Origin of the sequence: Hydrogenobaculum sp. Y04AAS1 (assembly GCF_000020785.1) — a bacterium.
In the GTDB taxonomy this organism is placed as follows: domain Bacteria; phylum Aquificota; class Aquificia; order Aquificales; family Aquificaceae; genus Hydrogenobaculum.
The window spans coordinates 899,056-918,064 of sequence record NC_011126.1 but is presented as its reverse complement, the minus strand read 5'-3'; the positions used below and the strand labels follow the sequence as shown (position 1 = coordinate 918,064).

21 protein-coding genes and 1 pseudogene are annotated in these 19,009 nt (G+C 34.6%); 16 read left to right on the top strand and 6 right to left on the bottom strand.

Going from position 1 to position 19,009, the window contains the following annotated elements; genetic code table 11:
- Positions 1 to 76 precede the first annotated feature (76 nt).
- The 3 genes from HY04AAS1_RS04940 to HY04AAS1_RS04935 are packed head-to-tail and all read right to left on the bottom strand — an operon-like array spanning position 77 to position 2,675.
- Positions 77 to 1,531 (bottom strand): FAD-dependent oxidoreductase, encoded by a 1,455-nt coding sequence (locus HY04AAS1_RS04940; protein WP_012514020.1) that lies wholly within the window; start codon positions 1,529 to 1,531, stop codon positions 77 to 79.
- 38 nt (positions 1,532 to 1,569) lie between these two features.
- Positions 1,570 to 1,776 carry a glycosyltransferase gene (locus HY04AAS1_RS08535; protein ID WP_337954061.1) on the bottom strand — a complete coding sequence of 69 codons (207 nt, stop codon included), beginning with the start codon at positions 1,774 to 1,776 and terminating at the stop codon, positions 1,570 to 1,572.
- Positions 1,752 to 2,675, bottom strand: a complete 924-nt coding sequence (locus HY04AAS1_RS04935) for a glycosyltransferase (RefSeq protein WP_337954060.1) — start codon at positions 2,673 to 2,675, stop codon at positions 1,752 to 1,754. The genes HY04AAS1_RS08535 and HY04AAS1_RS04935 overlap by 25 nt, the downstream gene beginning before the upstream one ends.
- Before the next feature lie 261 nt (positions 2,676 to 2,936).
- On the opposite strand from HY04AAS1_RS04935, the gene HY04AAS1_RS04930 reads away from it, so the two are divergent.
- The 14 genes from HY04AAS1_RS04930 to radA all read left to right on the top strand — a co-directional run bounded on the left by HY04AAS1_RS04930 (position 2,937) and on the right by radA (position 15,795).
- Entirely contained in the window at positions 2,937 to 3,671 is a 735-nt protein-coding gene (locus HY04AAS1_RS04930) for an SDR family NAD(P)-dependent oxidoreductase (protein WP_012514019.1), read from the top strand.
- A complete protein-coding gene (locus HY04AAS1_RS04925) occupies positions 3,672 to 4,346 on the top strand; it encodes a hypothetical protein (protein ID WP_012514018.1) in 675 nt (224 codons plus the stop codon).
- The gene (pdxA, locus tag HY04AAS1_RS04920) at positions 4,343 to 5,275 is read left to right on the top strand and encodes a 4-hydroxythreonine-4-phosphate dehydrogenase PdxA (RefSeq protein WP_012514017.1); all 933 of its coding nucleotides are present in this window, start codon (positions 4,343 to 4,345) and stop codon (positions 5,273 to 5,275) included. Before HY04AAS1_RS04925 ends, pdxA begins: the two co-directional genes overlap by 4 nt.
- On the top strand, positions 5,265 to 6,863 hold the full coding sequence (locus tag HY04AAS1_RS04915; RefSeq protein ID WP_012514016.1) for a hypothetical protein: 1,599 nt from the start codon (positions 5,265 to 5,267) through the stop codon (positions 6,861 to 6,863). Before pdxA ends, HY04AAS1_RS04915 begins: the two co-directional genes overlap by 11 nt.
- A 1-nt stretch (position 6,864) precedes the next feature.
- A complete protein-coding gene (locus HY04AAS1_RS04910) occupies positions 6,865 to 7,128 on the top strand; it encodes an EscU/YscU/HrcU family type III secretion system export apparatus switch protein (protein WP_012514015.1) in 264 nt (87 codons plus the stop codon).
- A complete protein-coding gene (locus HY04AAS1_RS04905; RefSeq protein ID WP_012514014.1) occupies positions 7,125 to 7,766 on the top strand; it encodes an endonuclease III domain-containing protein in 642 nt (213 codons plus the stop codon). The genes HY04AAS1_RS04910 and HY04AAS1_RS04905 overlap by 4 nt, the downstream gene beginning before the upstream one ends.
- A gap of 90 nt (positions 7,767 to 7,856) precedes the next feature.
- Positions 7,857 to 8,282, top strand: a complete 426-nt coding sequence (gene ndk / locus HY04AAS1_RS04900) for a nucleoside-diphosphate kinase (RefSeq protein WP_012514013.1) — start codon at positions 7,857 to 7,859, stop codon at positions 8,280 to 8,282.
- On the top strand, positions 8,279 to 9,403 hold the full coding sequence (locus tag HY04AAS1_RS04895; RefSeq protein WP_012514012.1) for an alanine--glyoxylate aminotransferase family protein: 1,125 nt from the start codon (positions 8,279 to 8,281) through the stop codon (positions 9,401 to 9,403). The genes ndk and HY04AAS1_RS04895 overlap by 4 nt, the downstream gene beginning before the upstream one ends.
- Entirely contained in the window at positions 9,391 to 10,029 is a 639-nt protein-coding gene (locus tag HY04AAS1_RS04890) for a histidine phosphatase family protein (RefSeq protein WP_012514011.1), read from the top strand. The genes HY04AAS1_RS04895 and HY04AAS1_RS04890 overlap by 13 nt, the downstream gene beginning before the upstream one ends.
- A complete protein-coding gene (locus HY04AAS1_RS04885) occupies positions 10,004 to 12,676 on the top strand; it encodes a tetratricopeptide repeat protein (protein ID WP_012514010.1) in 2,673 nt (890 codons plus the stop codon). Before HY04AAS1_RS04890 ends, HY04AAS1_RS04885 begins: the two co-directional genes overlap by 26 nt.
- A 3-nt stretch (positions 12,677 to 12,679) precedes the next feature.
- Positions 12,680 to 13,300, top strand: a complete 621-nt coding sequence (locus HY04AAS1_RS04880) for a MotA/TolQ/ExbB proton channel family protein (protein ID WP_012514009.1) — start codon at positions 12,680 to 12,682, stop codon at positions 13,298 to 13,300.
- Between the two features lies 1 nt (position 13,301).
- Positions 13,302 to 13,724 (top strand): biopolymer transporter ExbD, encoded by a 423-nt coding sequence (locus HY04AAS1_RS04875; RefSeq protein WP_012514008.1) that lies wholly within the window; start codon positions 13,302 to 13,304, stop codon positions 13,722 to 13,724.
- Positions 13,721 to 14,455, top strand: a complete 735-nt coding sequence (locus tag HY04AAS1_RS04870; protein ID WP_012514007.1) for a YdcF family protein — start codon at positions 13,721 to 13,723, stop codon at positions 14,453 to 14,455. Before HY04AAS1_RS04875 ends, HY04AAS1_RS04870 begins: the two co-directional genes overlap by 4 nt.
- Positions 14,455 to 15,795 carry a DNA repair protein RadA gene (gene radA / locus HY04AAS1_RS04865; protein ID WP_012514006.1) on the top strand — a complete coding sequence of 447 codons (1,341 nt, stop codon included), beginning with the start codon at positions 14,455 to 14,457 and terminating at the stop codon, positions 15,793 to 15,795. The genes HY04AAS1_RS04870 and radA overlap by 1 nt, the downstream gene beginning before the upstream one ends.
- A 103-nt stretch (positions 15,796 to 15,898) precedes the next feature.
- Here the strand turns inward: radA and HY04AAS1_RS04860 are convergent.
- The 3 genes and pseudogenes from HY04AAS1_RS04860 to HY04AAS1_RS04850 form a co-directional block, all read right to left on the bottom strand.
- A pseudogene (locus HY04AAS1_RS04860) lies at positions 15,899 to 16,129 on the bottom strand (AAA family ATPase); the annotation flags it as partial.
- 32 nt (positions 16,130 to 16,161) lie between these two features.
- The gene (locus HY04AAS1_RS04855) at positions 16,162 to 16,521 is read right to left on the bottom strand and encodes a hypothetical protein (protein ID WP_012514004.1); all 360 of its coding nucleotides are present in this window, start codon (positions 16,519 to 16,521) and stop codon (positions 16,162 to 16,164) included.
- Between the two features lie 50 nt (positions 16,522 to 16,571).
- Positions 16,572 to 17,909: a porin gene (locus tag HY04AAS1_RS04850; protein ID WP_012514003.1), complete on the bottom strand. Its 1,338-nt coding sequence runs from the start codon at positions 17,907 to 17,909 to the stop codon at positions 16,572 to 16,574.
- Positions 17,910 to 17,973: 64 nt separating this feature from the next.
- On the opposite strand from HY04AAS1_RS04850, the gene HY04AAS1_RS04845 reads away from it, so the two are divergent.
- Positions 17,974 to 18,306 carry a TonB-dependent receptor gene (locus HY04AAS1_RS04845; RefSeq protein WP_012514002.1) on the top strand — a complete coding sequence of 111 codons (333 nt, stop codon included), beginning with the start codon at positions 17,974 to 17,976 and terminating at the stop codon, positions 18,304 to 18,306.
- A gap of 10 nt (positions 18,307 to 18,316) precedes the next feature.
- Positions 18,317 to 18,925, top strand: a complete 609-nt coding sequence (locus tag HY04AAS1_RS04840; RefSeq protein WP_012514001.1) for a C40 family peptidase — start codon at positions 18,317 to 18,319, stop codon at positions 18,923 to 18,925.
- Positions 18,926 to 19,009 lie beyond the last annotated feature (84 nt).

The window sequence follows — 19,009 nt, the reverse complement described above, 5'->3', positions numbered from 1 at the left end:
TTTAAAATTCTAAGTCCAATATTGTATCATAGATTAGGAGGAGTTTGTATGAGTTTTACAATGAATGAAGTAGATATCAAAGATTATCAAATATACTAAAATCAACGTTGTTGGTTTTTGGTTTATATACATCAGATGTAGGAGAGTAGTCTTTTACCTTGGTGGATAGTATCATCTTGATGTCCGGTATACAAGCCCCACAGGAGGTGCCGGCTTTGGTCATTTTTTCTATGTCTTGAACTGTTTTTGCACCGTTTTCTATGGCTTTTAATATGGTACCATAAGTGACAAAATTACACCTGCATACGATATGAGATAGATCAAACTCCCTGTTTTCGGATTTTTCAATCAAATCTTCCACAAGAAAGTCTGTGTTTACACCAAGGACGCTTGTCTTGGACTGAGCTAAGTGTAAAATTTCGCTAAAACCATGTGTGTTGTAGAGTATAGCCCCTGTTATAAAACCGTTTTTTATTATTACCTTTTTGTATATATCTTTTAGGGTGTTTTTGTAAATGATTTCGTCGGCATTAGCTTCATCTTTTGTATTGCCTATCACAACTATGCTTATATCAAAGGATTTTAAAATAGCATAGTCTGGTTCATGCATAGTGTATCTTTCTTTGTTGGCATTTAGTATGTTTTTGGTGCATACTTTTACTTGATCCATTATAGGCGCTACCGAGCCAAAGGTTCTTCCTTGAAATTCTATGCAATCCCCTATTGCGTATATATCAGTTTCCGATGTCTCTAAATATTCATTTACCACTATACCCTTGTTGACATTTAGCCCAGAGTTTTTCGCAAGCTCTACATTTGGCGATACACCAGTGGCAAGGATCACAAAGTCTGTTTCTATCGCGGTGCCATCTGAAAATTCAATCTTATCAACAAGTTTATCTCCGTTAAATTTTGTGGCTTTTTTAGAAAGAAGCACATCTATATCTAATTTCTTTAGATATTTAACAAGCATATCGCTGGCTTCTTTGTCTAACCAATTTTCCATTAGGATATCAAAGATATGTACGATTGTTGTTTGAAGACCTATATCTTTTAAAGCTTTTGCCCCTTCAATGCCTATAAAACCACCACCTATTACAACAGCTTTTTTAGAATGCTTGGCGTAGTTAGAGATCTTGTATATATCTTCTATGTTGTTTACAAAAAATACGTTTTCTTTGTTTAAACCTTCTATTGGTGGTACTTTTGACACACTCCCAGTAGCCAATATTAGCTTATTGTAAGAAAACGCCTCACCTTTATCGCTAACAAAGGTTTTATCTTTAGGATAAATTTTAGTTATTTTGGTATTTAATAAAACCTCAACACCATGTTCTTTATACCAAGCTTCATCTTTTAAAAGTATTTGCTCAAAGGTCTTTTTACCGCTTAGTACATCAAGTATATATATCTTGTTGTAGGGCAAAAACTTTTCTTCTGAGAAGATATGTATATCTACATTTCCTTGTTTTACGAGCTCCTCGGTAACATTGTAAGCCCCTATACCGCCTCCTATGATACAAACTTTCATAATCACCCCCTAAAAATTATTGTAAATATTATAATACGTTAGAGCATTTTCAAAGATATCAACGTTTTTGCATAGCTTTTACAATCGTAATCCAAAACTCTTTTCTTAGACATAATAGAGTAATGTTTTTGTTTTTCTTTATTCTCAAGCATTTCTATCATAGCATTTGCTAAAGCGTCTACGTCTTTTGGTGGCACTAAAACTCCGAACTCATTTTTTATTATCTCTTTTGGTCCACCGGGCACTCGTAAGATATAACGGGTAGTCCAAAGTGCATAGCCTCTATTATCACATTACCAAAACCTTCAAAAATGGAACTTAATACAAAGATTTTTGAATTTTTAAGATATTTGTAAGGGTTTGTTTGATATCCAGTGAGTATGACATCGTTTTCAAGCCCAAGTTCTTTGATTTTGTTTTCTATTTTATCTCTCAAACTACCTTCTCCTATTATGACAAGCTTTGCATCTTTAAATCTATCTTTTACTTTTTTAAAAGCCTCAATAAGATAGATTTGGCCTTTTTGGTCTATCAACCTACCTATATTTATAAAATCTCCTTTTATATCGCAATGTTCTTCCGATAGTTTATCAAGTTTTTCAAAGTCTATACAGTTTGGCCTTGTCTTAAACTTATCTTCTTTTATAAAAAATGTCTTTTGAAGATCTTCTTTAATAGCTTCTGATGGTACTACGATGTAATCTAAGCTTTCGTATAAAAACTTTATCAAATATCTATAAGGTATATATACATTTTTCCCGTAAGCATAATAATTGTCGTTGTTGTGTATACTTCCTAAATAAATAGTATTTTTAGATGGGTTTATAAGCTTTGAAAGAGATAGTACAATAGTCTGGGCTTTCATAAAAGACATCACTATATCTGGTTTTTCAGCTTTTAATATATTTGATAGTCTGATGGCGTAAGGCAATTCTCCGTTTAAAAACGTGTTTTCTTTGTAAAGGTGATAGACTTTAAAATCTATATCTTCTTCTACTATAGGTTTATTTAATACAAAGAAAACCTCATGGCCCAATTTTTTGAGTGCATTTGCTATATCTATAGACATGATGGTTATAGCCGTACCATTTTGCGAAGCTCTTCCTAAATTATGTACATAAAGACAAACAGTGTGCTTTAGCATTTCTCTTAGCTCCTTAGTGGCTTTGTCTGTTCTTTAGCTCCTAAATGCGCTGATAGCGCTCTAGTGTGCTTTAGCATTTCTTTCTTCTCCTAAGTTTCATTGCTTGTTCTTTAGTCCCGAAATGCGATTTCATCGCTCTAGTGTGCTTTAGCATTTCTCACATCTCCTTGAGTGGCTTTGTCTGTTCTTTAGCCCCGAAATGCGATTTCATCACTCTTTCACTCTCTTATTATAACATCTTATCTATGTTAAAATACTATTATGAAAGCGCTTTTTATTGGGGCAAGTTCTGATTTGGCTATAGCTACAGAAGAAGAGTTTGCCAAAAACGGTTTTGAGCTTTTTTTGATAGCAAGGAATAAAGATAAGTTAGAAGAGATTGCAAATCATATAAATGTTTTATCTTCGAAAAAGCCTAATACTTATGTTTGTGATTTAACGGATTACGACAGTTTAGAAAAGATAATGGATGAGATATTTTCACAAAATATCATAGATGTGGTATTGATATTCCAAGGATATTTGCCAAAAGATACATACGATAAAAAAGAGATTTTAAATACTATAGACGTAAACTATACCTCTTGTGTGATGAGTGCAAACTTTGCCATAAAACATTTGTTAAGACAACATCACGGCATGCTTATAGGTGTTTCTTCGGTGGCAGGAGATAGGGCAAGACCATCAAATTCTTTGTATGGCTCTTCTAAGGCAGGTTTTAGCTTTTACCTTGAGGGTTTGAGATACTGCATGGCTTCAAAAAATATTCATGTGATGAGTGTAAAACCTGGATTTATAAAAACTAAGATGACCAAAGATATATCTTTCCCAAGCTTTTTAGCAGGAGAAAAAGAGACTGTGGCAAAAGATATATACGATGCTATGCTAAAGAAAAAGGATGTTCTTTACACACCTTATTTTTACGAGTTTATAATAAAAGCCTTAAAACTTGTACCATCTTCTTTGATGAAAAAACTCGGTAAAAACAAATGTTAGATGTTAAAATCAGAAGGCTATATACTAAACAGGTTTTATCTTTTAGAGGCTGAGGAAACCGAGGCTCTTACAAAGATTGTACAAGTTTATTTAAAATCAAGAGGTCTTGTCACTCTTTATGTAAGAGACATATACGTAGATTCCAACTTTTTTGGTAAGCTGGAGCTTTTTGATAAAGTAAACATATGGTGGGAATCTGCAAAAGATTTGGCAAATTTGGTAGATATAATAGATTATAAGAGAAATAAAAATCTATACTCTTATGAAAATTATATGGGGCTTTCCTATATTTCAAAAGCAATAAAAGAAGATATAAAACTCTACGATGAATATGTTTATGAGCTTTTGGAGTTTTTCTGGGGTTATGATTTTGGTAAAAACTTTTATATTCCAGTTTTGTGGTTTTTAATAAATGTAGCAGACTATTTTGGTTTTAGACCTATCTTTTTGGATAAAGATTTTTCTAAAAGCCCAAATTTTCTGTATATAAACCTTCAGGATGGGGATATAGGGATGTCAAAGTACTCTATGAAAGTAAGAAAACATGTTTTAGAGCTTTTAAAAATCATATCAAACACCGATTTAGAAAATATAGGTGATGTAAAAATGAGCATATCAGATACCAAAGAAGGGACTAAATTTATGATGAGACTTTTTAGGGGTTTAAATAGATGAAGATATTTGGTATTACGATGGGCGATCCAGCGGGTATAGGACCTGAGCTTATACTAAAGCTTCAAAAAGACATGGAAGATGAAAACGCATACGTAATATATGGAGAAGAGTATATTTTAAAACATGCTTCAAGTGTTTTGGGGCAGAATTTTTATTATGAGAAAGTAAATAGCGTAGACGATGTAAAAGATAAAGGTATATATCTTATATCTCTTAGTCTAAAGGGTGCTTTGGAGCCATCTCCTTCTTCTGGCAAGCTTGCTATAGCTTATCTTGCAAGAGCTACAGCGGATGCTATTTCAAAAAAACTAAATGGTATTTTAACGATGCCCATAAACAAGTATTTTGCAAAAGCCTCTGGTTTTAGCTTCAACGGTCAAACGGAATATCTTGCTTTTGCAGACAACAAAAAAGATTTTGCCATGATGATGTATAGCGATGCTATAAAAGTGGTGCTTGCTACCATACATATACCTTTAAAAGATATAGCCAATGCAATAAATGTAGAACTCATAAAACAAAAGATAAAACTTATAAAAGATTACATACCAAAATACTTTCGTTTTATACCAACTATAAAGGTGCTTGGCTTAAACCCGCACGCCGGAGAAGGCGGGCTTATAGGTGATGAAGAGGCAAAGATTATAATACCAGCCATAAGAGATGAGGATGTTGTAGGACCAATCCCACCGGATACAGCTTTTATAGACATAAAAAAAGATGATATATTTCTTTGTATGTATCATGATCAAGGCCTTATACCTTTTAAGATGTTAGCTTTTGATAAGGGCTCAAATGTTACTATAGGCCTTTCATTTTTAAGAACATCACCAGATCATGGTACCGCTTACGATATAGCTTACAAGGGTTTAGCAAGGGTAGATAGCGCCGGATACTCTTTGGAGCTTTTAAAACGTTATGGATATTAAAAGACTTGAAGGTACAGCTTTAAACGAGACTATTTTAAACTCACAGCCCTTAGAGGTTTCCAAAGAGTCTGAAAACCTTGCCATAGCTATAAAAACCACCGTTTCCCAAGCACTTCTTGGAGCTTTGAGTGATGAGTTATCAAAACAAGGTTTTATAGAAGCCACTGTAGAAGATGTGAAGCCAAACGCCTATAAACTAATGCTTAGCAATGGTATAGAGATTGAAGTAAACGCCGCCACTACGCTTGATATAAAGAAAAACGATATGTTAAAACTAGTTATAAGCTCTATAAATCCTCTTGTTCTAAAGATAGCTGATGTAAAATCTCCTTCATCTCCTATAGGTGCTTTAAATAAAGCAATGGATTACGAATCTTCGGTCCTCTCTCAAAGCCTTTCTAAAACCGATATTGAAAATAGCGGCCTTTTTTATGAAAAAAAGCTTTTAGATTTTCTTTTAAAAGCCAAAGACCTTTCAACTCTCATCCAAGATAACAAATATAAGCTTCTTCAAGACATAGTAAACACCGCTAAAGATATAAAAAGTCTAGAAGCTTTTAAAAACCTAAAAGAAGATATGAAAGTAGCCATCGAAAATATATCAAACGCCAACTTTTCAAAAGCAGATTTGGAAGCGCTTTTTAAATCACAAAGCTCACCAGAGGATATAAAAGATATACTCAGCTTATTGCTGACCCAAGAACCTAAAGGCATTCCAAAAGATGTTTTAAACTATATACCAAAAGCTCAAAGTATATTAGCTAATATAGAAAAAAATTTTATTTTTAATGCAAAATCCCTTCCAAACTTTGTATTGGAACTTTCAAGTGTATTGAAAAATATGCCCTCCGATGTAAAAGATATCTTTTTTAAAAGCCTCCAAGACATTTTAAACATAAAAAATCAAAGCGCCAAAGAACTTTTAAAATCAAACCCAGAGCTCTTTCTTGATATTTTAAACGCAAAAGACCCTAAGGAGCTTGTGGCAAATATACAAGACAACGCTTTAAAAACTATTATTGGTGATGTGTTAAAAGATATAAACAGTATCAAACAGGATGTGTTAAACCAAATATCTCAAAACCCCGTAAAGGTGTTGGAATTTTCAAAACATATAAAAGAAGCCTTAAACAACTTGCAAAACAACGTAAGCTTTGATACTAAGCTCAACCATCTTAAGGAAGATGCAAATATGCTATACAATATTAACTTAGCCCAGCAGTTTATACTACAAAACAACGCATTTTTTATAAATTTTGAAGAGGGTTCAAGAAAAGGTTTTGGGGCTTTTAAGAAAGAAGAAAACACCTATAGAGCTTTTATAAAACTAAACTGGGAAGACGGATTTTTAGGGAGTATTTTAGAGATGCCAAAAAACGATACAAAAAAAATTTCTATAAAATTTTACACAGATATAGAACCTCTTTCGAAGCTTTTGGAATCCTCTAAGGACGAGCTTGATAACGTATTAAAAGAAGAAGGTTTAAATTTAAGTGCTTTGGAAGTTTTTATGTTAAAAGCCCAAGACTTTGACTTAGAAGTAGCAAGAAACATAACCCAAAATTCAAATTTAAATATTTTTACATAGTATGGATGAGAAAGAGAAAAAAGCTATAGCCTTAAAATACGAAAGAGGAAAAGACAACGCCCCTCGTCTTGTGGCAAAAGGGAAAGGTTATATAGCCCAAAAGATTATAGAATTTGCTAAAGAGCATCAAGTACCTGTTATCCAAGATGAAAAACTCCTATCTGCCGCTTACAACCTAGATATTTATGAAGAAATACCGCCAGAGCTTTACAAAGCTGTCGCAAAAGTCCTTGTGTTTGTAGAAAAGCTAAAAAAGAGGCTATGAATCTGCTGGAGCTTTATAACATTTTTCTTGATAGTTATGGCTATCAAAACTGGTGGCCAGTAGATATCGATTATCATAAGACCTATAACACAGATCCAAAAGATGAGATTATAATAGGAGCAATACTTACCCAAAACACAAACTGGAAAAACGTAGAAAAGGCTTTAGAAAACCTAAAAAATTATAAACTTTTAAGCCTAAAAGCTATAAAACATGTAGATATAGAGCTTTTAAAAGAACTAATAAGACCATCTGGCTTTTTCCAAAGAAAAGCTAATATACTAAAAGATGTATCAAATATAGAGTTCGAGCTCACAAGAGAAATCCTTTTAAACATTAAAGGTATAGGGAAAGAAACCGCCGACTCGATACTTCTATACGCTTACAACAAACCTTATTTTGTGATAGATATGTATACAAAAAGGATTATAAAAAGGTTGTTTGGACTTACCTTTAAAGAATACGATGAATACGCAGATTTTATAACTTCTAATATTCCAAAGGATATAGATATATACAAAGAATACCACGCACTTATCGTAGAGCATGCTAAAAGATACTGCCAAAAAACTCCAAACTGTGATGAGTGTATACTTAGAAACGCATGTTTAAACAAAAATGTTATCTTTACCGTATAAATTTTAATTATTTAGAATCAATCTATCGCTTGAGAGTTTAAGCTATGGTATAATATCTATTTATTAAAAGCTTTAAAAGGGGTAAATTGCATGGAAAGGACGCTTGTGATAGTAAAACCAGATGCTTTTGAGAAAGGGGCCACCGGAGCCATCATTGATATACTTTCTAAAAATGGTCTTAGGCTTTTGGCGCTCAAAATGTTTAAATTTACTAAAGAAAAAGCAGAAGGCTTTTACTATGTACATAGAGAAAGAGGGTTTTTTGGTGAGCTTGTAGAGTTTATGTGCTCTGGTCCTGTGGTGGCAATGGTTTTAGAGGGTGAAAACGCCATATCAAAGGTAAGAGAGCTAATAGGGCCCACCGATAGCGAAGAGGCAAGGAAGATAGCTCCAAATTCCATAAGAGCCCTTTTTGGTACAGATAAAGGAAAGAATGCTATACATGCCTCTGATTCCAAAGAATCAGCCTCTTACGAGATCCCTTACATATTTTCATCTTTAGAGATATACTCATGAATTGCTATAAATCCAACGAAAAGCTTTTCACACCAGGTCCTGTAGAGATACCAGAGGAAATAAGGGCTATTTTGGGAGCCCAGATAATACACCATAGAACCCCAGAGTTTAAACAAGCGCTTATAGATACAAGAACCCTTTTTAAAAAGCTTATTTCGAGCGAAAGCGATAATTTTGTATTTTTTGCGAGCTCTGGTACTGGAGCGATGGAAGCTGCAGTTATAAACTTCTTCAATCAAGGGGATAAAGTACTTGTTTTAAACGGTGGTAAATTTGCCGAAAGATGGCTAGAGCTTTGTAAAACCTATGGTCTTGATGTGGTAGATTTTAAGGTAGAATGGGGAGAGACTTACGATAAAGATGCACTTAAAAATATCATTGAAAAAGAAAATGTAAAAGGAGTTTTTATCCAAATTTCTGAGACCTCTACAGCCACATACCATGATCCTAAATTTATAGGTAATCTTTTGAAAGATTCAGATATTCTTTTGGTGGCTGATGCTATAACAGCTCTTGGTACTTACGATATAAAACCAGAAGAAGACGGTATAGATATAATAGTAGGTGGTTCCCAAAAATCTTTTATGCTTCCACCAGGTCTTTCTATGCTCTGGTTTTCTGAAAAAGCTAGTAAAAGATTGAGTCCTAAAGGATATTATTTTAACATCTCAAAGGAACTAAAAAAGCAAATAGAAGGTCAAACCGCTTATACACCAGCTATACCAATTATACTTGGTCTAAAAAAATCTTTGGAAATGATCTTAAATGAAGGGATAAAAAACATAGAAAAGAAAACCACAGCCATATCAAAAGCCACAATAAAAGCCTTTGAAAAGATGGGTTTTAAGGCTTTTAGCAAAAATCCTTCTATATCTGTAAGCGCCATAGAAACACCCAATATGGATGCGGAAGCCTTTAGAAAAGAGCTTTTAAAACTTGGTATAAGAACAGCAGGGGGACAAGATAAGTTAAAGGGTAAGATTTTTAGAGTATCCCATATGGGTCAAATAGATGCTATATCCACTTTTTCTGTAATACAAGCCGCCTCTATTATTACGAATACCTCTAAAGATGTGCTAGAAGAGTATATAAATACAGTAAAAGCTTTATGTGTAAATTGATCCTTGTAAGACACGCCGAAAGCCAGTGGAATCCCATAGGAAGGTATCAAGGGATTTTAGATCCAGATCTCTCACAAAGAGGTGAGCTTCAGGCAAAGGCTTTGGCCATCCATATAAAAAAAGAGTTTCCACACGTAGAGGCTATATATTCATCTCCTCTTACTAGAACAAGAAAAACCGCCCAAGCCATAGGGAATGCCATCGGTAAAGATATTATCTTAGATAAAAGACTCATTGAGATAGACCACGGAGAATGGGCTGGTGAGCTTGTGGATGATATAGAAAAAAAATACAAAGAAGATTTTGAAACTTGGATGAAGGCTCCTCATAAGATAAGATTTCCAAAAGGGGAATCTTTAAAAGAGGTTTTTGATAGGACGATAGATTTTATATCTTTCATAAAAGCCACATACAAGGATAAAACCGTAGTGGCGGTATCTCACTCGGTGCCTATACGTGTATTTTACTGTATGGTGCTTGGTATTGATTTATCTCATTTTTGGGCTTTTGGATGCGATAACGCCTCTTATTCTATTTTGAGTTTGGGGGAGCAAGATATAATTCAAAAGCTAAATATAAGCTGTCATTTAGGAGAATTATATGCTGAAGCGCATAGGGCTATTTAGCTTATTTATATTTTTTATAGTAGCGTCTTTTGCTACAGACTCCACAAAGGTAAACATAAAAGAGCTAAAAGAAGAACAAGCATCTTCCAACAAAACAGGAATCCCACATCAATTAAATTTAAACGTCCAGGTGATAAGCCAATTTAACATAGACAAACCACCCTTAGAACCCCCAGCTAAGCTAAGAGCCCCCTCTTTCAAAGAGCTTGATTTAAGCGGTGAGGTGCTCCAAGCCCCTGCTTATATGGAACTTACTCCAGTCCAAAAGCTAAAAAACTCATCTATTATAAGCTGTGGTGAGCCAGATGATGTAGCAGATTACTCAAGCATGGTATCTGATTATCTAAACGGTGATTATAAAGGTGTTGAGAGGAATTTTCAAAGGCTTTTAAAATATACTTATTCACCTTACCTTCCAATGGGATACTACGTAATGGGTATGACGAGGCTAAAAGAAAACAACGAACTTTCTGCAAGGGACATGTTTTATAACTCTTGTAAATACACTTCTATATATCAGCAAAGTGCCTGTGAAGGTTATTACGCTCTTAGTTTGAAGCTCAATCAAAAACCAGTTTTTATAAATTCCCCCACTTATCATAAAAAGCTTTGGGAAACTGTATTTGCTATAAAAAATGGCGGTAGGTACTCCGCTGTAAATTGTAGTGAGTTTGTTTTTAAAAATTACTGCTCTTATATAAACGATTTTATCCAAGGTATCATAATACCTGGTTATTATCAAAACAGCCTATTTTTTAGGTCTGGTATTATAAACTATTTTTCTAAAAAATACGACATAGCAAAGCAAATTTTTGAAACCATATACACAAACTACTCTCTTCCTTACAATCTAAGATATAAAGCCCTTTATTACCTTGCTTTAATAGATTTGAAGAATAAAAAATACGAAAAAGCCTTAGAAAAAGCTGTGATGATAGAAAATCTTTATCCTGGTTCTGACTTGGCTTTAAACCTATACGCTCTTATAGGTGAAGAAAATCCTAAAGGCGCAGCCGTTGCTTCTATTCTATCAAACAACAAATACAGTATCCTTACAAAGTTAGCGGCGGTCCAAGCTTACAACAACGGTGATTACAACTATGCCAAGCTTTTATTCCTAAAGATAAAAGATTATAAGGATGCAGTTTATGCTTGTGTAAAAGCCAAAGACTATAAGGATGCTATAAATATTTTACAAATGATGCCAAACCACGATGAGTTTTATTACAAATGGCTTGCAGAGAGCTATTATTATACTAAACATCTCATAGCCCTTAGAAATCTTTTAAGAAGCGAAGGTTTCAAACGCTATACTGAGCTTCACAACTACTATGAAGGATGGTATTATTTCAAGCTTGGAGACTATCAAAAAGCTTTAACTTACTTCACAAGCAGATACTATAGAGCTATAGTCTACTTCAACATGGGAGATTATAAAGACGTTATAAGGCTTTTAGAAAACCCATCTACCTACGACGAAAGAATTCTTCTTGCCAAAGCTTACCTATCTATAGATGAACCCGCTAAAGCAAGGGAAGTGTTAAAACCAACCACTGCTGAAGCCAAATATCTTTATGGGCTTTCTTACTTTATACAAGATGATTATCAAGATGCTATAAGATATTTTAAAGAAATAGTTTCTTCCAAACGCTTTGGAGCGAGGGCGCTTCTTAAGCTTGGCGATGCTTACTACAATTTAGGCGATATCAACAAAGCCATTTACTATTATCAAAAGGTAGTGGAAAACTATCCAAACTCAAAAGAAGCTATGGAGGCTTCTTACGATATTATATCTTCTCGCATTAAAAACCCTTCTAAAAATTTGGAAGTGGCCATAAAGCAGTTTATAGAAAGATATAAAAATAACCCGCTTTCTGAAGATCTAAAGTATCAACTTGCAAACATTTATATAAAGCAGGGTAAAAAAGAAAAAGCTTACAGCCTCTTATCAAGTATAGTTGGTGGTCCTCGCTACAGGGCTATGTTAAAAATGGCTATGTTAGAACTAGATCCTCACAAAAAAGAAGAGCTTCTTATAAACGTAATAGACAACGCTCAAGGAGAAACTAAAGAAAAGGCAAAGGAACTCTTGGCAGATTTATATTTAAAAGAAGGGCATATAAATAAAGCTGCCGCTATATATTCTACCGGTGATGAAAAAGATTTGATACACGCTTACGAGATATACATATCAAACCATATGTTAAACAAAGCAAAAGATATACTAAATAGACTTATATCCCAATACCAAGATGATAAGGTGAGAGCTTTGGCTTTAGAGGCTTTTAATACCTACAAAGACCCAAGTCTTCTTAAGTTCGCATCAAATTCGCAAGATCCTTCCATAAAGGCTAAAGCTTTCTATGAGTTAGGAGACTATTATCTTTCTAATGGCGACAAAAATAAGGCTTTAAAAGAGTATGTTAGCGTTGTCATACTTACTCCAAACGAGCAGGATATATATAAGGATTCTATACTAAAAGCCTCAAAAATTTTGATAAGTATGCACGCTTACGAAGATGCTTCTTGTCTTTTGGATAAGCTAAACATGAGTTCTCTGTCCAATCAAGAGCTTTATCATGTAAAAAGCCTTAAACGTCGTTTACCGGCTTGTAAAAACAAAAATCTTTTAAATATTGGAGGTTAGAAGATGGATGATATTATGATAATAATTCAAAGAGGTGGTATAGTAATATATCCTCTTTTGGTACTTTCTATTATATCTTGGGCTATTATATTAGAAAGAGCTTTCTCTCTAAGACTAAGCAGATTTTTGCCAAAGGGTTACACTCAGATAAAAGCTCTTATACTTGGTAGAAATATAGACGCTGCTGTTAAGATGCTTGAAACTCAAAACACAAACGCTTCAAAGGCTTTTTTATCGCTTTTAAAAGCCTATCTAAAAGGAAGGAGAGACTCTTATCAGCTAAACAGAATTGCCGAAGACTCCTTTTCTTATGTGATATCGGATGCAGATAAAAACTTGGTTTTTCTTTCTACGGTAGCTTCAGTATCACCACTTTTAGGGCTCTTTGGTACTATAACAGGTCTTATAAAGGTTTTTGCAGCATTCTCTACTTCTGAGACCCAATCTGCTATGTATCTTTTGGCAAATGGTATAAGCGAAGCTCTCACAGCGGCAGCCACAGGGCTTGCGGTGGCTATACCAGCTTTATTTTTTTATTGGGTTTACAAAGCTGTAGAAAATCGTATAGTATCTAAAGTAGAGACAGAAGTAAAAGAGGTAATAGACGCCATATCGGAGGGATAATATGAATTTAAGAAAAAAAGCAAAGGTAGGTATGTCTATAGAAGAGAGGACGTATGTAGATGTAGTTCCTCTGGTGGATACTCTTTTGGCTGTGTTTTTATTCTTGGCAATCCTTGCTTTTCAATCACCAATGGTATTTTTGGCGGTTAAGCTTCCTCAAGCTCAAACAGGTAAAAAAACCGTTGTACAGACTATGAGGGTTGAAATATTACCAAATGGCCAATATATACTTAACGGCCAATATGTGACTCTTACAGATATTCAAAACGCCATTCAAAATACGAAAGTAAACAATCAACCTATAAACGACCTCATTATAGAAGCCGATGAAAACACTTTAGAAAAGTACGTAGTAGCTCTTATGGATGTAGCCAAGCAAAACGGCATTAAAAACATCCTCATAGCTACTCGTATGAAAAGATGATATTTTTTCTTTTTAAAAAAATTTTCACTTCTATTCTAATATCTCCCGGTATTTTTATAATAACGTTTTTCTTTATAAGCTTTTTTGTTAGAAATAAGAAAATAAAAATACTATCATTTGGTATGACTATACTTCTTTATCTTCTTTCTATAACCCCTGTAAAAGATGCTCTTATAACGCCTTTGGAGCGTACCTACAGTCAACCAAAAGGCTTTTTAAACGCCAACGCGATAGTTGTACTTGGTGGTGGGTATTACAAAAACGGCAACTTATCTGGTGAAACTGTTAAAAGGCTTTTGGCAGGTGTTTATCTGTCTTATAAGACAAAAATTCCTCTCATACTCTCTGGTATTGATATAAAATACCTTCCTAAAAATACACCTATAGTAAAGCTTATAAACGCTATAGATATAGGAAATATATATGAAGATGTTAAAAGCAAAGATACTATGCAAAACGCAGCCCAAAGCTATAAGGTATGTACTCGCTACATAACACCAGATTGCAACAGTATAATACTTGTAACATCTGCCTATCATATGCCAAGAGCAAAGATGCTTTTTGATAGATTTTTTAAAAACGTAATACCTTATCCTGTAGATTACAAAGAGGACCTAAGATACAACGTAAGGAGCTTTTTGCCAAATATGTCAGATTTGGAAAACTCTACGAAAGCCATTAGAGAATATCTTGGTATATTGTACTATTTTATAATTTTAAAGGTGGTCTAATGGCGAAGGAAAAAACCACTTACGTATGTCAAAACTGCGGTCAAACTTATGTAAAATGGGTTGGTAGGTGTAGTGCTTGTGGTGAATGGAATTCTGTTGTAGAAGAAAAGCTCACCATATCAGAAAATATAGTTAAATCTTTTGAAAAGCCTACAAAACTTGTGGATATAGAAAAAGAACAACTTTTTAGGACTTCCACTGGCTATAAAACCCTTGATATGGCTTTAGGCGGTGGAATTGTGAAAGGGCAGGTGATACTTTTAAGCGGTGAGCCTGGTATTGGAAAATCTACGCTTTTATTAAAAATAGCAGATTTTATGTCAAAAGAACATGTTGTGATATACGCTTCTGGGGAGGAGTCTTCCTCTCAAATATCTATAAGAGCGAGCAGAATGGATATAAACTCATCAAATCTATATGTGTTAAATTCTACAAATATAGAGCATATAATATCTTGTGCAAAAGAATACAACGCCAAAGCTCTCATAATAGACTCTATACAAACAATGTATACCAACGCTTTGGAGTCTTCGCCGGGATCTGTGGCTCAAGTGAGGGAATCTACTTTTAAACTTGTGGAATTTTGTAAAAGTAGCGCTATACCCTGTTTTATAGTGGGGCATATAAATAAAGAAGGTGCTATAGCTGGACCAAAAGTATTGGAGCATATAGTGGATACCGTATGTCAATTTGAAGGAGAGCGCTTTAACCTTTACAGAGTTTTAATGATTTTAAAAAATAGATATGGAGCTACAGGTGAAATGGCTGTCTTTAAGATGGAAGATAGAGGGCTTACAGAAGTGTTAGAGCCTTCTTTGTTTTTCTTGAGTGAAAGAAAAGAAAACGCCATAGGTTCTGTAATATTTCCCCATACCGAAGGCACAAAACCAATACTTGTAGAGATTCAAGCTCTTGTCCTAAAAGCTCTATACACCACCCCTCAGCGTAAAACTCAAGGTTTTGATGTAAATAGACTTGCCATAATTCTTGGCGTGCTTGAAAAAGAAGCAAGAATTTTTACAAGAGATTCAGATGTTTATGTAAATGTAGTTAGTGGTATTGAGATACAAGAACCAGCCTGTGATTTGGCTATCGCTATAGCTATAGCTTCTTCAAAAAAAGAAAAACCTATATCAAAAGATACAGCTATCTTTGGGGAACTTGGCTTGGGTGGTGAGATAAGAGCTGTGCATCATGTGGAGGCAAGACTAAAAGAGTTAGAGCGCTTTGGTATAAAAAAGGTTATTTTGCCTAAAAGCTCAATAAAAGATTTACCTAAGACAGATCTTGAACTCTTTGGTGTAAGCCATATAATGGAAGCTATTGATATAGCTATTTGATGCTTAATTATACTTTTCCCACTCAAAACTAACTATATTCTTCTTCTCTTTACTAAACTCTATCCCTATCAAATACACTTCTTTATCTTTTACCACCTTATCTTTTCCCCCAATTCCAATGATCGTATAGATATAACCCTTTAAAAAGCTCTTTGTTGCCAGAAAATGCTTCTTTTAATGTATCAAGAAAAAGAGATTTGCCAAACCTTCTGGGGCGAGATAAGAAATAATATTTGCTAGTTAGCTTTGGTATAAAATGTGTTTTATCTACATAGTAAAAACCACCTTCTATGATATCTCTAAAGGTTTGTATACCTATTGGTAAAAGTTTCATAATGTAATTATAACACTTTGATGATTATAAGATCAAAATGCGTTTAAAAGAAGCTTGTTGGTTTCTAAATAAGAATCTATAAAATCTCTATGCTTTCTAAATACATATTTTACAAGTCTATAATCTTCTATATAACCTAAGATAGGAAATCTTTTGCGAGGAGAGCTTATATAACAAAGGGCTTTTGCCAAGTCTTTTATAGGTTCTTCGTTTGATATATTTAAATATTTTGTAGATGTGAGTATTTTGTAAAATAAATCAGCGTAATAATAAAGATTTTTGATAAACTCTGTGGTGATGATAAGTTTTGATGTTCTAAAAGCCTTATACTTTGATATAGCTTCTTCTACAGTGCAAACTTGATTTTGCAAGATATTTTCAAACTTATTCATATATTTATAAGACCCCGCCAAAGCGGGGTATGAAAGCTATATTAGCTATATTAGAACTCTGTTTGAAGAGCGAGTGTCCAGTCTGTAAAGCTTTTGCCGTTGTACGCATTCTTCAAAGTGCTGTTTGGATCTACGATATCAGCACCAAGAGACATCTTAGCAGCTTCGCCAGCTATGTAGTAGTTTACAAATATGCTGTATCTGTTGATTTTGCCGCTTTGACCACCAAGATCAAGACCACAAACACCACTAGAACTACAAAAATTAGAGAAATCAGCATTATCCACCTTAGAATTTTCCCATCTAAAGGCTATACCTGGTTTTCCAAGACCTACCACTTGATCGTAGAGGCCTGCAAGTTGGACATAGTAGCCGTCAGATTTTACATTGCCATAACTTGTAGCCATTAAATCTTTCTTTTCTGCCCAGCCAAGTTGGATTTGTGGTACAAAAGTACCAAACTTTTGTTCCCAGTTGGCATCTACATCGTAGTATTTTGGTGTGAGACTACTGCTGCCAAAGACGGATGGGGTATCTAACTTTTGTTGTTCATAGCCAAGACCTATTGTTAGGTTGTTGAGAGCGCCCAAGAATGTATCTTGATCTACAAAACCAGATGAGTTTTTGTATCCAAGCATTGTAGGTGTAAACTCTACTCTTATACCATACTTTAAATTGCCTTTGCCGTTTAGACCACCTGGTAAAGCTTGATAGTCGTAAGCGCCGTTGGCGGCAAATAGATAGTATTTGAGCATTGTATCTGCTACATTACCCCATATAGCTATACCGGCATCTCTGTTGGCATTTTGGACATCACCACCAAGTGTAATAGGTGTAAATGGGTTTAGGAGATTATCAAGAGCATAGTTAGTGCCATTTATAGTAGAGTCTACACCATTTGCATCATTAGTGATGTGACTCCACACCGTATCAAATCCATAACCAAAACCAGTGGGTATTACATAGGTATACTCGTCTGTGTTGGAGAGTCTTGATACTGGATCTCTAAATAGACCTGCCATGAGTTGAACTTCTGGCATAAATTTGAAGTTGATGAATGCATCTGTTACTCTTGTGTAGCTTGTGCCTTGGTGATGTCTTGCTGTGCCATCAGCGGCTAAAGTTCCATTGTCTGCGAAATCCAAATCTGCGCCAAATTGGACTATTGGGTTGATTTCACCTGAAAAGTATACCCTTGCATTGTTGATGGAAAAGTTGTTGGAAGTTTGGTCGTTGTTGGTTACTTTTCCATCGTTTTGAGCCCAGATTTGAAGTTCAAGACCTACGTTTGCAAATTCGTTGTCGTTGGCCTTTAAAACTATAGCATTGGCTCCTTGCCAAGCAGCAGCTCCTAAGACTGCCATCGCCAAGAGAAGTTTCTTTTTCATAGCTTTGTCCTCCTTTTAAAGGTTTCTTAAAAATAATTTAATCACATTATCGTCCTTTTGTCAAGTGTTTTTAATCTTAAAAGCTTTATTTTTATATGATGTATATCAATATATTGCAGATAAAGACCTAACCCTTTATGCCGATAACATATATGGGTCTGGGCTTGCTACTGGGGATTATCCGCCAAACTATACTCATGGACCTTCTTACTTCCAGACCAACGCAGGGATAACCAAGGATTTGTTTTTAAAAGCTTTTGGACATACACAGATAAACTTATATGTGGTAAACTTATTTAACAACGTTTACGAGCTGAGGGACCAAGGTATAGGGGTTTTTGGACCCCAATACGCCCAAGGGCGTACTTTTTATGTAAGTATAGATAAAACATTTTAGAGGAGGCTTTATGAAAAAGGTGCTTCTTGCTTTTGGTATATTGGCTTTTGGTGTAAGTATAAGTTTGGGAGATCCTATAAAGCGCATAATAAATGAATACAGCAACGCCACTTATAGAGTAAGAAACGACGATATTATAGGCGATTACATAAGACAAAACATAGATTACGCCAACGGGGGATTTCGCCCCGCTTCTTACACTTACAAAACCTACGGAAAGTCTTATTCTTATAAAGATATAAATAGAAACTTTATAGAGAGATTAAAGGAAGTGGCTTTCCAATATCTTGGTATACCTTATAGGTTTGGTGGTAATTCAAGGTATGGTATTGACTGTTCGGCTTTTACTCAAGATGTATTTAGACAGCTTGGTATAAACTTACCACGCACTGCCAGGGAACAAGCAAGGCTTGGAAAACTCGTAAGACATCATCTAAAACCAGGAGATTTGCTGTTTTTCTCCACATACGCTCCCTATCCGTCTCATGTAGGTATATATATAGGAGATGGAAAGATGATAGAAGCTTCTTCTGTTTACGGAAGAGTGGTAGTGGATGATGTAGCCACCGATCCATATCTTATAAAACATTTTCTGTTTGCTAAGAGGATATTGCCATAATTTGATTTTTTTAAAGCTTGATTTATGTTAAAAGCCCAAAACGCAGGGGTTTTAAGCAAAGATTAATAAGCAAACTCTACCTTT

What these genes read in the sequence shown, in the direction of transcription:
- HY04AAS1_RS04940 (WP_012514020.1), bottom strand. Translation starts at nt 1,531, where the DNA reads ATGAAAGTTTGTATCATAGGAGGCGGTATAGGGGCTTACAATGTTACC.
- HY04AAS1_RS04935 (WP_337954060.1), bottom strand. Translation starts at nt 2,675, where the DNA reads ATGCTAAAGCACACTGTTTGTCTTTATGTACATAATTTAGGAAGAGCT.
- HY04AAS1_RS04930 (WP_012514019.1), top strand. Translation starts at nt 2,937, where the DNA reads ATGAAAGCGCTTTTTATTGGGGCAAGTTCTGATTTGGCTATAGCTACA.
- HY04AAS1_RS04925 (WP_012514018.1), top strand. Translation starts at nt 3,672, where the DNA reads ATGTTAAAATCAGAAGGCTATATACTAAACAGGTTTTATCTTTTAGAG.
- pdxA (WP_012514017.1), top strand. Translation starts at nt 4,343, where the DNA reads ATGAAGATATTTGGTATTACGATGGGCGATCCAGCGGGTATAGGACCT.
- HY04AAS1_RS04915 (WP_012514016.1), top strand. Translation starts at nt 5,265, where the DNA reads ATGGATATTAAAAGACTTGAAGGTACAGCTTTAAACGAGACTATTTTA.
- HY04AAS1_RS04910 (WP_012514015.1), top strand. Translation starts at nt 6,865, where the DNA reads ATGGATGAGAAAGAGAAAAAAGCTATAGCCTTAAAATACGAAAGAGGA.
- HY04AAS1_RS04905 (WP_012514014.1), top strand. Translation starts at nt 7,125, where the DNA reads ATGAATCTGCTGGAGCTTTATAACATTTTTCTTGATAGTTATGGCTAT.
- ndk (WP_012514013.1), top strand. Translation starts at nt 7,857, where the DNA reads ATGGAAAGGACGCTTGTGATAGTAAAACCAGATGCTTTTGAGAAAGGG.
- HY04AAS1_RS04895 (WP_012514012.1), top strand. Translation starts at nt 8,279, where the DNA reads ATGAATTGCTATAAATCCAACGAAAAGCTTTTCACACCAGGTCCTGTA.
- HY04AAS1_RS04890 (WP_012514011.1), top strand. Translation starts at nt 9,391, where the DNA reads ATGTGTAAATTGATCCTTGTAAGACACGCCGAAAGCCAGTGGAATCCC.
- HY04AAS1_RS04885 (WP_012514010.1), top strand. Translation starts at nt 10,004, where the DNA reads ATGCTGAAGCGCATAGGGCTATTTAGCTTATTTATATTTTTTATAGTA.
- HY04AAS1_RS04880 (WP_012514009.1), top strand. Translation starts at nt 12,680, where the DNA reads ATGGATGATATTATGATAATAATTCAAAGAGGTGGTATAGTAATATAT.
- HY04AAS1_RS04875 (WP_012514008.1), top strand. Translation starts at nt 13,302, where the DNA reads ATGAATTTAAGAAAAAAAGCAAAGGTAGGTATGTCTATAGAAGAGAGG.
- HY04AAS1_RS04870 (WP_012514007.1), top strand. Translation starts at nt 13,721, where the DNA reads ATGATATTTTTTCTTTTTAAAAAAATTTTCACTTCTATTCTAATATCT.
- radA (WP_012514006.1), top strand. Translation starts at nt 14,455, where the DNA reads ATGGCGAAGGAAAAAACCACTTACGTATGTCAAAACTGCGGTCAAACT.
- HY04AAS1_RS04855 (WP_012514004.1), bottom strand. Translation starts at nt 16,521, where the DNA reads ATGAATAAGTTTGAAAATATCTTGCAAAATCAAGTTTGCACTGTAGAA.
- HY04AAS1_RS04850 (WP_012514003.1), bottom strand. Translation starts at nt 17,909, where the DNA reads ATGAAAAAGAAACTTCTCTTGGCGATGGCAGTCTTAGGAGCTGCTGCT.
- HY04AAS1_RS04840 (WP_012514001.1), top strand. Translation starts at nt 18,317, where the DNA reads ATGAAAAAGGTGCTTCTTGCTTTTGGTATATTGGCTTTTGGTGTAAGT.